General features: G+C 69.2%; 14 protein-coding genes. 7 read left to right on the forward strand and 7 right to left on the reverse strand.

All coding sequences use genetic code 11. The annotated features are described in order from the left end of the window. The first annotated feature begins 111 nt into the window (after positions 1–111). The gene (locus tag ACLEQD_RS05250; protein WP_410382195.1) at positions 112–690 is read left to right on the forward strand and encodes a TMEM175 family protein; all 579 of its coding nucleotides are present in this window, start codon (positions 112–114) and stop codon (positions 688–690) included. Between the two features lie 357 nt (positions 691–1,047). Here the strand turns inward: ACLEQD_RS05250 and ACLEQD_RS05255 are convergent, their stop codons facing one another. The 3 genes from ACLEQD_RS05255 to ACLEQD_RS05265 all read right to left on the reverse strand — a co-directional run bounded on the left by ACLEQD_RS05255 (position 1,048) and on the right by ACLEQD_RS05265 (position 3,723). Further along, a complete protein-coding gene (locus ACLEQD_RS05255) occupies positions 1,048–2,268 on the reverse strand; it encodes a hypothetical protein (RefSeq protein ID WP_410382197.1) in 1,221 nt (406 codons plus the stop codon). A gap of 193 nt (positions 2,269–2,461) precedes the next feature. Then, positions 2,462–3,427 carry a hypothetical protein gene (locus ACLEQD_RS05260; RefSeq protein ID WP_410382200.1) on the reverse strand — a complete coding sequence of 322 codons (966 nt, stop codon included), beginning with the start codon at positions 3,425–3,427 and terminating at the stop codon, positions 2,462–2,464. 104 nt (positions 3,428–3,531) lie between these two features. Then, complete coding sequence (locus ACLEQD_RS05265; protein ID WP_410382202.1) at positions 3,532–3,723, reverse strand: hypothetical protein; 192 nt, start codon at positions 3,721–3,723, stop codon at positions 3,532–3,534. On the opposite strand from ACLEQD_RS05265, the gene ACLEQD_RS05270 reads away from it, so the two are divergent. Beyond that, positions 3,722–4,387, forward strand: coding sequence for a hypothetical protein (locus ACLEQD_RS05270; RefSeq protein ID WP_410382203.1), 666 nt, complete (start codon positions 3,722–3,724; stop codon positions 4,385–4,387). The two genes, ACLEQD_RS05265 and ACLEQD_RS05270, sit on opposite strands and share 2 nt — an antisense overlap. 4 nt (positions 4,388–4,391) lie before the next feature. Here the strand turns inward: ACLEQD_RS05270 and ACLEQD_RS05275 are convergent, their stop codons facing one another. Genes ACLEQD_RS05275 through ACLEQD_RS05290 form a run of 4 tightly spaced genes read right to left on the reverse strand, consistent with a single transcriptional unit; the run spans position 4,392 to position 6,094 of the window. Next, complete coding sequence (locus ACLEQD_RS05275; RefSeq protein ID WP_410382204.1) at positions 4,392–4,793, reverse strand: DUF1801 domain-containing protein; 402 nt, start codon at positions 4,791–4,793, stop codon at positions 4,392–4,394. Further along, entirely contained in the window at positions 4,786–5,190 is a 405-nt protein-coding gene (locus ACLEQD_RS05280) for a DoxX family protein (RefSeq protein ID WP_410382205.1), read from the reverse strand. Before ACLEQD_RS05280 ends, ACLEQD_RS05275 begins: the two co-directional genes overlap by 8 nt. Positions 5,191–5,192: 2 nt before the next feature. Continuing rightward, positions 5,193–5,759 (reverse strand): SRPBCC family protein, encoded by a 567-nt coding sequence (locus ACLEQD_RS05285; protein ID WP_410382206.1) that lies wholly within the window; start codon positions 5,757–5,759, stop codon positions 5,193–5,195. After that, positions 5,759–6,094: an ArsR/SmtB family transcription factor gene (locus tag ACLEQD_RS05290; protein ID WP_410382215.1), complete on the reverse strand. Its 336-nt coding sequence runs from the start codon at positions 6,092–6,094 to the stop codon at positions 5,759–5,761. The genes ACLEQD_RS05285 and ACLEQD_RS05290 overlap by 1 nt, the downstream gene beginning before the upstream one ends. A gap of 65 nt (positions 6,095–6,159) precedes the next feature. Between ACLEQD_RS05290 and ACLEQD_RS05295 the strand changes: the two genes are divergently transcribed. The 5 genes from ACLEQD_RS05295 to ACLEQD_RS05315 all read left to right on the forward strand — a co-directional run. Next, positions 6,160–8,520: an ATP-binding cassette domain-containing protein gene (locus tag ACLEQD_RS05295; RefSeq protein ID WP_410382207.1), complete on the forward strand. Its 2,361-nt coding sequence runs from the start codon at positions 6,160–6,162 to the stop codon at positions 8,518–8,520. Between the two features lie 168 nt (positions 8,521–8,688). After that, entirely contained in the window at positions 8,689–9,222 is a 534-nt protein-coding gene (locus ACLEQD_RS05300; RefSeq protein ID WP_410382209.1) for a hypothetical protein, read from the forward strand. A gap of 9 nt (positions 9,223–9,231) precedes the next feature. Further along, positions 9,232–10,248 carry a hypothetical protein gene (locus ACLEQD_RS05305; RefSeq protein WP_410382211.1) on the forward strand — a complete coding sequence of 339 codons (1,017 nt, stop codon included), beginning with the start codon at positions 9,232–9,234 and terminating at the stop codon, positions 10,246–10,248. 1 nt (position 10,249) lies between these two features. Then, positions 10,250–11,563 carry a Dyp-type peroxidase gene (locus ACLEQD_RS05310; protein ID WP_410382212.1) on the forward strand — a complete coding sequence of 438 codons (1,314 nt, stop codon included), beginning with the start codon at positions 10,250–10,252 and terminating at the stop codon, positions 11,561–11,563. Then, a partial coding sequence (locus ACLEQD_RS05315; protein ID WP_410382214.1) for a hypothetical protein occupies positions 11,560–11,745 on the forward strand: 186 nt, incomplete at its 3' end. The genes ACLEQD_RS05310 and ACLEQD_RS05315, both read left to right, overlap by 4 nt.

Here is an 11,745-nt window from a genome sequence, read left to right on the forward strand (position 1 = left end):
GCCATGCAGAAGGCCGATCCGGATTTGACGCCCGTGCTGGGGGCCCTTCCGGAATAACGTGTCAGGCCGGGTCGCCCGCGGAGGCGACTCGAATCGTGCACGGGGGGCAGCATGGACAAGAACCGGCTGGAGGCATTCAGCGACGGCGTCATCGCCATCATCATCACGATCATGGTGCTGGAGCTCAAGGTACCGCACGGCAGCGAGCTGGCCGACCTGCGGCCGCTGATCCCCGTCTTCCTCAGCTACGTGCTCAGCTTCGTGTACATCGGCATCTACTGGAACAACCACCATCATCTCTTGCACACCATCAGCCACGTCACCGGCGGCGTGCTGTGGGCGAACCTGCACCTGCTGTTCTGGCTGTCGCTGGTCCCCTTCACCACCGGCTGGATGGGCGAAAACCATTTCGCGTCCGTGCCGCTGGCGCTCTACGGCTTCGTGCTCCTGATGTGTGCCTTCGCCTGGTGGGTGCTGCAGACCCGCATGGTGGCGATGCAGGGCCGGCAGTCGCCCCTGGCGCTGGCGGTCGGGCGCGATCTCAAGGGCAAGATTTCGTCGGTGCTCTACCTGGCCGGCATCGTCAGCGCGTTCATCAACGGGCATTTCTCCGAGGCGGTCTATGTGCTGGCCGCGGTGCTGTGGCTGGTGCCGGATCGGCGCTTCGAGAAGGCGACGCATGCGGGATAGGTGGCCCTCCAGGAGGGTCGCGCTGCTGCCACTGCCCGCCATCTTGGATGACAGACGCCCTGGGAGTACCATCCCAGATGCCTCTCAACCCAAGGAGCCACAGATGCTGCGGAAGCTCGTTTCCGGAGTCGCCCTGAGTTTTGCCTTCGTGGTGGGAATGGCTGTCCCCTCTTCCTCGCAGGTCGCGGCGAATGAAGAGGCCGTCCTCGTCTCAACCGCCCCCAGCTCCGCGGTCCCGGACGAGACCTCGGGCGAGCCCTCGCGATTGCTCGGCTGCTGCACGGGGGATGGCGAGTTCTGCATCAACACGGCGGCATGTCAGGCCCGTGGGGCCGGCACCTGCGGCGCGCCCTGTAACTAGACGTTGACCTGCATGCCGGCCCAGGAGGAGGGGCCGGCATGCGGAGTCGAAGCGGCTTCCCGGCGGCGCGTCACGACCTGTGGAAGGCCTTGGCGAAGAACTTCTCGACGCCCGACTTCTCGGGCTCGATGGCGATCGCGGGTGCGGGCACGCTCATCGCGGAGCCGAGGGCGGGACGCAGGCCCGACGCGATGCCCGGCTTGATGTGGTGACGCAGGTCCACCGCCACGTCGGTCTTCACGTGGGTGCCCAGGCCCATGGCGGTGTTCACGTCCGCGGAGTGCTTGAGGAAGCCGTTCTCCAGGCCGAACTTCCCGCCCGCCTGGGCCGACGCGCCCGCCACCGCGCCCGCGGTGACCGAGCCGTGCACCCGGCCCACGTGCCCGCCCGCCGTGGCGTACGCCCCCCGCCGTCGCGCCCGCTCCCACCTGCCCGGAGACCATCGCCGTGGCCGTCTTCGGATCCACCGTGGCCACGCCCTCGGCGAAGGCGGACGCGGAGGCCTTCGCCTCGCCCTTCACGTAGCCGCCCACGTGCCGGTTGAAGTCGTGGTTCGCGCTCGCCGTGACACCCACGCCCGTCTCCGCCTTGGCCGTCAGCGCGGCGGTGTAGGCGTGCGAGTTCGTGTCGGCCGACACGCCCGCCTGGGCCTGCGCCTTGAAGCTGTTGGCCTCGCCGGTGAGCTGCGCGCTGGACACGCCGAAGCGGCCCGCGTGCGTCTTCTGGAGCTCGAAGGCCGCGTTGGGGCCCTGCACCTCGGCCTGGGCCGAGTAGTGGTGCACACCACCGCCGCTGTGGCTCGTGGTGGAGGCCTGCATCGAGCCCACGTTGCCGCTCAGCCGGCCACCGCCGAAGGTGTCCTTCTGGAAGGGGTTGCCCGGCTTGTCGATGAGCACGTTCTGCTTCGCGCCCGGGGGCGCCGTGAGCTTGTTGTCACCACCGCTCACCGCTACGTCCGAGCCCTGGCCCGTGGTCCGCTCCCAGGGGCTGTAGGAGGGCGCTCCCTCGGGCGCGCCCGCGTGCTTCACCGGCCTGGGCTCCGTGGCGGCCGGCGCGGTCGCGGTGGGCTTCGTGGCCGTCGCGGCGGGCGGCGTCGCCACGGGCTTCGTGGCCGTCGTGGGGAGCGTCGACGCGCGCGCCGGCGGCCTGGGCTGGGACACCGTGGAGGACGGGAGCGTGGCGGAGCGGGAGAGGGACGAACCGATGCGACGGGCCATGGGAGAAACCTCAAGAGGTGCGGCGAAGGGGAGCGAAACTGCGATGCCCTGCCCGATTGCATCCGACATGCCGTGCCCAAGTCAGACGGTGGGGCCAGGGCCGGCCTGTGGTTTCAAGCAGTTGGCGAGGGGGGCTTCGTGGAAGCGGCGGGAGGCCTGGTGACTGGAATCACCAGCGCCCGGACAGCGGTCATCACCCCAACAGGTTGGCGATGTCCTTCACCGGCTGCGGCGCGGCTTCGGTGCTGCCCAGCGCGCCCATGACGCCTCCGAAGATCATGCCGGCCGGGTTGGCGCGGCCCTTCGTGATGGAGCCGATGACGCCCTCCGCGGCGCCCTTCAGGGTGTTGAAGTAGCCGGTCGCGGCCCCTTCGAGGACGCCCTTGAAGCCGCCCTCCGAGTTGCCGATGCCCGTCAGGACGTTGCTGACTCCCGGCAGGAACCACAGGGCCTTGCCCGCCTCGCCCGCGGCCCACTGGAAGTTGTCCTTGTTGCTGCCGTCCGCCTTGACGTGGGTGTCCTTCGTCGTCGGCAGCTGGTGCTCGCCCAGGAAGGAGTAGCCCTTCTCCGCGAAGTCCTTGAGCATGCCGGCCTCCGTGCCATGGCGCGCATCGCCGTCCTTGGTGATGCCCTCGATGTTGCCGTCGCCCTTGCCGCCCTGGACCTTGTTCTCGCGGTCCCCGCCCGTGGAGGCCTTCGCGCTGTCGATGAACTCCAGCACCTTCGTCAGCCGGTAGACGCCGTCGGCGTTCTGCTTCGGGTCCTTCAGGTCGAGCTTGGGGTCGACGCCCGTCTGCTTGCACAGCTGCTCGAACTTGATGTCCTTCTGGCGGCCCAGCTTCTTCAGCACGGGCGAGTCGTCGACAAGCTGCGCCGCCGTCCGGGTGTCGCCGGCCGGCCGCTTGTCATTGGCGCTCGGGACGCCGGAGGCCTGGGGGGCCGGAGCCGCCATGGACGCGGGGGAGGGCTGCCGCCGGTTGATGACCGCCGCGGGCTCGAAGGAGTCCAGCGGGCTGAAGCCCCGCGCGAGCGTGCTCCGGGTCCCCGTGTCCTGGACGGGCCCCGCGGACAGCTGCTGCTTCGGGTTGACGGAGGTGGACGGAACAGCGCTCGGGCGCAGCGCGGAAGACGAGAGGGCCGTGGGCTTGGCGAGGATCATGGGGTCACCGGGTTCGGGACATCGTTGCGCTGTCTCATTGCAGCGCGGATGCCAGCCAGGCAGGCCCCGCAACCCGTGGACTTCTCAGGGGCGGGGAGCGCGCTTCAGGCATCCAGGTGGTGACCGCCGTCACCAGGAGGATGGTGCCAGTCACCATGGGTCGTCACCGGAGACCAGGTGCGCGCGCAGGACGGCACGCTGGCGTTCAAGAGCGCGCTGCCGCGCCGGGCTATCTGCCGCTGACGCGCGCCAATATCCTCCGACAGGCGTTCAAGTTCCTTGAGGAGCGAGACCATGCACGGCAAACCCGGCGCCTTGGACACAGCCTCACTGCGTCAGGCGCGCGCCGACATCAAGTCCGGCGCGCTGCGCGGAGACGCGTTCCGCGAGCTCCTGCTCTCGATACCCGCTCCCGAGCGGGACGGGTGGGTCGACGCGCTGCTCGGGTTCGAGGAGCCGCCGCCAGACATCGCGAACCTCCCGCGCGGCGCGGTGCCCTATCTGCCCTGCGGCGTGGACGAGATCCTCGCGATGGTGGCGGAGGTGCCGCTCCGACCTGACGACGCGTTCGTCGATCTCGGCTCAGGACTGGGCCGCGTGGTGATGCTCGCCCACCTGTTGTCCGGGGCGCGAGCGCAGGGGGTGGAGCTCCAGGAGCCCCTGGTCCACCGCGCGAGGGCACGCTGCGCCGAGCTTGCCCTTCCCGGCGTCTCGTTCGTCCACGCCAACGCCGCCGACATCGAGCTCGATGGGTCGGTGTTCTTCCTGTACGCCCCCTTCAACGGCGAGATGCTGTCCGCCGTGCTCCGCCGCCTGGAGGACGTCGCCCGAAGGCGGCCCATCGTCATCTGCACGGTGGACCTCGAGCTTCATGGCGTGCCCTGGCTGCGGGAGAGGAAGACCGAGAAGGTCTCGCTGACGCTCTACGACTCGTGCGTGCGCGGCGTCCCGCTTCGCTGACGCGCTACCGTTTCTTCTTCGGCGGACCGTTCAGCGCCACCGCGGCCTTCACCAGCGCCTTGAAGGCGCGCGCGTCGACCTTCTCCCCTTCATGGATGTCGATGGCCCGGCGCGTGTTGCCCTCCAGGCTGGAGTTGAAGAGGCCCTTCGGGTCCGGGACGCTGGCCCCCTTCATGAAGGTGAGCTTCACGGCCTTCTTGTACGACTCCCCGGTGCAGACAATCCCGTGGTGCGACCAGACCGGGGTGCCCATCCACTTCCACTCCTCGATCATCTCCGGGTCGGCCTCCAGGATGAGCGCCCGCATGCGGGCCAGCGTCTCCCCGCGCCAGTCCCCCAGGTCGAGGATCCGCTGGTCGATGAGCCGGGATGCGGCGGCTCCGGTGGCCTGATTGCTGTCAGGCATGGGCGGCCTCCAGCGAATGCGACAGCGGACGGGCCCGGAGCTGGCGCCAGAGGACATACGAGAGGCCCCAGAGCACGCCCGTGCCCGCCGCGAAGCCCCACGCCTCCGGGCCGTCCCCCACCGCGAGGTGGGCGATGAGCGCGGAGACCAGGTTGAAGGCGAAGCCCGCGTAGGCCCACTCCTTGAGCCGCGCCGGCACCGGCGCCAGCAGCACCACCACGCCCAGGAACTTGGCCCAGGAGAGCTGCACCCGGAAGTAGTCGGGGAAGCCCAGGTGGGTGAACGCCTGCGACACCTGCGGCAGGCTCAGCTGCGCGTAGGCGGTGAAGCCGATCTGCAGACAGAACAGCGCGGTGACGAGCCAGAAGCCGATGCGGATTCCCTTGTCGCGCAGCATGTTCAGGTCCTGGGGGCAGAGGGCGGGTTCGGGGGAGGTTCGACGCCGAACTGCTTCGCGTACTCGACGTTCAGGCGCTGCCAGTCGAACTTCATGGCCTCCGGGCCGACGATGCGGCCCAGGGGCTCGCCGGCGAGCAGCTGATCCAGCACGTCGAAGCAGATGTGCCAGCCCGCGGCGCCCATCGAGATGAAGCCCCGGTGGATGTTGTGCCAGAGCGTGAGCCGGGTGCCGCCGCTCTCCAGCGGCTCCAGCTCCCAGCGCATGTCGTTCCCACCCCAGCCGTACTCGAGCAGCCTCGGCGCTTCCGCCCGCTTCACCTGCGACTCGGCGACGTGCTCCTTCGGCGCCCCCACGGTGGTGAGCTTCACGGCGCCGACGGTGGCGAGGTTCCGGTCGGGATCGAACGGCGCCCACTCGCGCAGGTGCTCGGGGTCGGTGATCGCCTCCCAGACCTTCGTGGGCGGATGGCGCAGGTCGCGGACCAGCACCAGCGTCCACTTGTCCCCCTCCTTCTCAATCCTCGCCCCGGCCGCGGGGCCGGGCGTGTACTTCGCACGGTGGCTCATCACTTCTTTCCTTTCTCTTTCTTGGGTGTCTGGTCCATCCGGTCGAGATGGCGTTCGAGCGCGTCGACGTGGGCCGTCCAGAAGCGCCGGAAGGGCGTCAGCCACGCGTCGACCTCCATCAGCGGCTCCGGCCGCAGCCGGTAGACGCGCCGCTGGGCCTCGACGCGCGCCTCCACGAAGCCGGCGTCACGCAGCACCCGCAGGTGCTTGGACACGGAGGACTGCGGCATCCGCAGCTGGCGCTCAAGCTCGCCGACGGAGCACTCCGACGCCGCCAGCAGGCTGAGGATGCTCCGGCGGTTGGGCTCCGCGATGATCGCGAACGATGATTCCATGCGGTTCATATACCCATTGCTTCATATTCCCGTCAAGGCATATACCGACCGCCATGAAGAAGCCCATGACCTCCTCCCCGCCGCAGCCCTCCGACAGCCACGACCGGATCCGCGTCCGGGGCGCCCGGGAAAACAACCTCAAGGACGTGAGCGTCGAGCTTCCCAAGCGGCGGCTGACGGTGTTCACCGGCGTCTCGGGTTCCGGCAAGTCGTCGCTGGTGTTCGGCACCATCGCGGCGGAGTCGCAGCGGCTCATCAACGAGACCTACAGCACGTTCGTGCAGGGCTTCATGCCCTCGCTGGGCCGGCCGGAGGTCGACGTGCTGGAAGGGCTGACGACGGCGATCATCGTGGACCAGGAGCGGATGGGCGCCAACTCCCGCTCGACGGTCGGCACGGCGACGGACGCCAACGCGATGCTGCGGGTGCTGTTCAGCCGGCTCGGCGAGCCGCACATCGGTTCGTCCAACGCCTTCTCCTTCAATGTCCCGACGGCCCGCGGCGTGGGCCAGATGTCCACCGACAAGGGCGAAGGGAAGACGGAGCGGCGCGAGTTCACGGTCACCGGCGGCATGTGCCCGCGGTGTGAGGGCATGGGGTCGGTGAACGACATCGACCTGTCCCAGCTGTACGACGACACGAAGTCGCTCGCCGAGGGCGCGCTCACCATCCCGGGCTACACCGTCGATGGCTGGCAGGTGCGCATCTTCACGGCCTCGGGCTTCCTCGACCCGAACAAGCCGATCCGCAAGTACACGAAGCAGGAGCGCCACGACTTCCTCTACCGGGAGCCGACCAAGGTGAAGGTCGAGAGCATGAACCTGACCTACGAGGGGCTGGTCCCGCGCATCCAGAAGTCGTTCCTGTCCAAGGACGTGGAGGCGATGCAGCCGCACATCCGCGCGTTCGTGGAGCGGGCGGTGACGTTCACGGCCTGTCCCGAGTGCGGCGGCACCCGGCTCAACGCGGCCGCCCGGTCCTGCAGAATCAAGGGCATCAACATCGCGGAGGCCTGTGCGATGCAGATCAACGACCTGGCCGCGTGGGTGCGGGGCCTGGAGGAGCCGTCCGTCGCGCCGCTGCTGGCGACGCTGCGGCAGACGCTCGACTCGTTCGTGGAGATTGGCCTGGGCTACCTCAGCCTGGACCGGCCGTCGGGGACGCTGTCCGGCGGCGAGGCCCAGCGCACCCAGATGATCCGGCACCTCGGGTCGGCGCTCACCGACGTGACCTACGTCTTCGACGAGCCGACGGTGGGGCTGCACCCGCACGACATCCAGCGGATGAACGGCCTGCTGGTGCGGCTGCGCGACAAAGGCAACACCGTGCTGGTCGTCGAGCACAAGCCGGAGGCCATCGAGATCGCCGACCACGTCGTCGACCTTGGCCCCGGCGCTGGCACCGCCGGGGGCCAGGTGGTGTTCGAGGGCACCGTCGAAGGGCTGCGGGCCAGCGGCACGCTCACCGGGCGGCACCTGGGCTACCGGGCCCGCTTGAAGCCGTCGGTGCGCAAGCCCTCGGGGACCCTGAAGGTGCGCGGCGCCAGCGCCCACAACCTGAAGAAGGTGGACGTCGACATCCCGCTCGGCGTGCTGGTGGTGGTGACCGGCGTGGCCGGGTCGGGCAAGAGCTCGCTCATCCACGGCTCGGTGTCGGGCCGGGACGGCGTGGTGACGGTGGACCAGGGCGCCATCAAGGGCTCGCGGCGGAGCAACCCGGCGACGTACACCGGCCTGCTGGAGCCGGTCCGCAAGGCCTTCGCGAAGGCCAACGGCGTGAAGCCCGCCCTGTTCAGCGCCAACTCCGAGGGCGCCTGCCCGACGTGCAACGGCGCCGGGGTCATCTACACGGACCTGGCGATGATGGCCGGCGTCAGCACGGTCTGCGAGGACTGCGAGGGCCGGCGCTTCCAGGCGGCGGTGCTGGACTACCGGCTGGGCGGGCTCAACATCGCGGAGGTGTTGGACCTGCCCGTCGCGGACGCCGTCACCTTCTTCAGCAAGGGCGAGGCGAAGACCCCGGCCGCGCACGCCATCCTGAAGCGCATGACGGACGTCGGCATCGGCTACCTGCGGCTCGGCCAGCCGCTCACCACGCTGTCGGGTGGCGAGCGGCAGCGGTTGAAGCTCGCGACGCACATGGGCGAGGACGGCGGCGTCTACGTGCTCGACGAGCCGACCACGGGCCTGCACCTGGCCGACGTCGAGCAGCTGCTCGGGCTGCTGGACCGGCTGGTGGACTCCGGCAAGTCGGTCATCGTCATCGAGCACCACCAGGCGGTCATGGCGCACGCGGACTGGCTCATCGACCTGGGGCCGGGCGCGGGCCACGACGGCGGGCGGGTCGTGTTCGAAGGCACCCCTGCCAGTCTGGTCGCGGCCCCGTCCACGCTGACCGGCAAGCACCTGGCGGCGTACGTCGGCTAGACACCGGGCAACAGCCCCCTCCTCTGCCCAGCAGGGCGTGCGCATGTCGCCGCCCTGCGTGCTGAGACGACGGGACAGCCTGTGCTCTTCCGCTCGAAGGCGATGGCGTACTTGCAGGCGCGGGTCCCCCCCCCGACCTTGAAGTACACGCGCAAAGGGAGACGGACGATGGAGATCAAACCCCAGGCCATGGCGATACCGAGGTCGACGGACCACCTCGCGAAGGGGAAGTACGGTCCCATCTTCCCGAAGACGCCCGCCTGTTATGGCTTCACGGTCGTCGCCAACGTCAAGCCAGGGCACGCCGAGACGCTGCGCGGCTACGGCCGGACCCTGGCCGAAGCGCTCAAGGGCACCCCTGACCTTCTGGCGCCGCTCAAGCTCCACTACCTCCGCTGGGTGCTCTTCGATAACGACACCCGGTTCATGTATCAGGGCATCTTCGACACCGACTTCGACAAGTACACCGAGGACGCGGTCGTTCTCTTCACGAAGGCCGGCATCAATACCGCCTTCGAGAGCCTCGAGGGGTTTCCCATGGACTGGAAGACCAACGCGCCTGCGTTCGTCAAGTTCCTCCGGGAGCACCAGTGCACCAGTTTTCTCGAGTACGGCGAGTACCCGTACTTCACGAGCGATGAGATCAAGAAGGCGCTGAAGCTCAAGGCCTCGTTCACCGAGATGCTCGAGCAGATGCAGTAGGGGCCTGTCATGAGCGAGCCAGCCGGGCGGACCTACAACCAGAACCACACGCCGAGGAAATACTCGAAGGGCCACCGGCGGGTCAGCGTCTACACGTCCTGGAGCTACCCCGGAGAGGCCAATCGCAATACCGCCGAGATGGACAACCGGTTCTCGACGATGGTCGAGGTTCGCCGGGTGCTCTGGCCCGCCTACGAGTCCCCGCAGTGGTCGGACGCGCTGAGGTTCCAGCAGGGAATCGCGGGCTCGCTGGAGCTCTTCTTCTGGGCGTGGGTGAAGTTCCAGCAGGTCATCGAAGAGGTCACCGGGAACAAGGTCCCCATGTTCCAGCGGGTCGACCAGGCGGGCTTCTCCCTGCCGCTCGACGAGCGGGTCCTCGCGGATACGGACACGCTGCTCGTCTTCGGGCTGGACCACGACGTCACCGGACAGGTGGCCGCCCCGGAGGAGATAGAAGCGGTCCGCGCCTTCCTCGAGCGCGAAGGCACCTGTCTGGTGCTGGGCCCGCACCACGACGTCGGGCACTCACAGGACCTGGACGAGCGCGCCCTGGAATACGCCCACCATGGCGACGCGCTGGTGCCGCGTCAGCAACGCTTCGGCGGCTATGCGCGTTCGTTGATGAAGGGGCTGGGAATCCCCGTGGAGAACCGCTGGGGGCTGCGTCCCGCCGTCGTTGAAGGAACGAACCGGAGCGCCCCGTTGACGGTGATGGCGGACCTGGATACGCGCGGCTGGCTGACCGGGGTGCGGAACTTCAACTTCCACCTGCACCTGCCGCACTACGCGGTCACCCCGGAGGGCTCCCGTTCGGCTCGCGTCCTGGCGAAGCAGCCCATCGACCGGACCCGGCCCCATCCGTTCACGAACGCGGGAAACACCGAGTTCAATGCGCTGGTGTGGATGCCGCCGGGCGACGGCAGGGCCGGCGACGTGCTGGTGGCGGACTCCACCGTCTTCAGCACCCTGTTCGGGGCGGACGAGAGCCTCGTGCGCTTCTGGAAGAACCTCGCCACGGCCCACTGAGATGCTCGAACTCGACGACATCCAGAGCGGAGTGCTGCGGCCCCGGCCGTCTCCATACGTCGCGACCTACATCCTCTTGCGCATCGACGAGCGGAGCGCGGGACGGGAGCTGATGAGGCGGCTCGGCTCGGTGGTGAGCACGGCCGCCCAGCCGGGCAGCCCGAATGCCGACCTCGGGCTCAGCGTCGCGCTCACGTACCGGGGGCTCGAGGCGCTGGGTGTGCCGCGGGACTCCCTGGACAGCTTCGCGTGGGAGTTCCAGCAGGGCATGGCCGCCCGGGCGAAGGCGCTGGCCGACGACGGTGAGAGCGGCCCCGAACACTGGGAACCTCCGCTGGGGACGAGCGAGGTCCACGTCGTGTTGACGGCGCTTTCGCCGGATCAGGCCCGGCTCGAAGCCGCGCTGGACCGCGCGCACACGGCCCTGCGGGAGCTGGGTGGCATCCAGCCCATCTGGCGTCAGGACTGCCACGCCCTGAGCACGGGCAAGGAGCCGTTCGGGTTCAGGGACGGCATCAGCCATCCGGCCATCGAGGGGAGCGGCATCCCAGGGAGCAATCCCCATGAGGCGCCGCTCAGGCCGGGCGAGTTCGTCCTCGGCTACCCGGATGAGACGGGCGGCGTCTCCCCGATGCCCCGGCCTGACGTCCTGGGACGCAATGGAACGTACGTCGCCTTCCGCAAGCTTCATCAGCGGGTGGCCGCGTTCAGGCAGTACCTGAAGCACGCCGCGAACAGCCCGGAGGACGAGGAGGTCCTGGCGGCGAAGATGATGGGGAGGTGGCGGAGCGGCGCGCCGCTGGCGCTGTGCCCCTTCCACGACGTTCCCGCCCTGGGCGCCGATGAGTCGCGCAGCAATGACTTCCACTATTCAGATGACCCGACCGGATACAAGACGCCTCCCGGGTCACACATCCGGCGAACGAACCCCCGCGACGCGGCTGTCGCTGGCGTGGTCAGGCTCCACCGGATGATCCGGCGCGGGACCGCCTACGGCCCCGAGCTGCCCGACGGAGTCCTCGATGACGATGGCGTCGACCGCGGGTTGATGTTCGCCTTCATCGGCGCGCACCTCGGACGGCAGTTCGAGTTCGTGCAGGCGGAGTGGGCCAACGGGGGTGACTTCCTGGGGCTGGGCGATGCGAAGGACCCCGTCGGCGGCGCGCACGATGGAACGGGCGACTTCTCCTTCCCGAAGCGGCCCATCCCCAGGCGGCTGCAGGGCCTGCCGCGGTTCGTGGTCACGCGCGGAGGCGAGTACGGCTTCATGCCGGGGCTGCGCGCGCTGCGGTGGCTGGCGGAGCTCCGGACATGAACGGCTCAGCGCCCATGGACGTCGTGGTCATCGGTGCCGGACCCGCGGGGCTGCTCGCGGCGCTCCGCGCTGGCGACCTGGCGCCCGGACCGCCCTGGTCACCCGCGACGCGTTCGGCGGCATGGCGGCCCACGACGGACCGGTTCCGTGAGGACGCTGGCGCGAGCGGCGCGGTTGCTCCG

The sequence above is a fragment of the Corallococcus sp. 4LFB genome, from assembly GCF_046520365.1.
Classification (GTDB): Bacteria; Myxococcota; Myxococcia; order Myxococcales; family Myxococcaceae; genus Corallococcus; species Corallococcus caeni.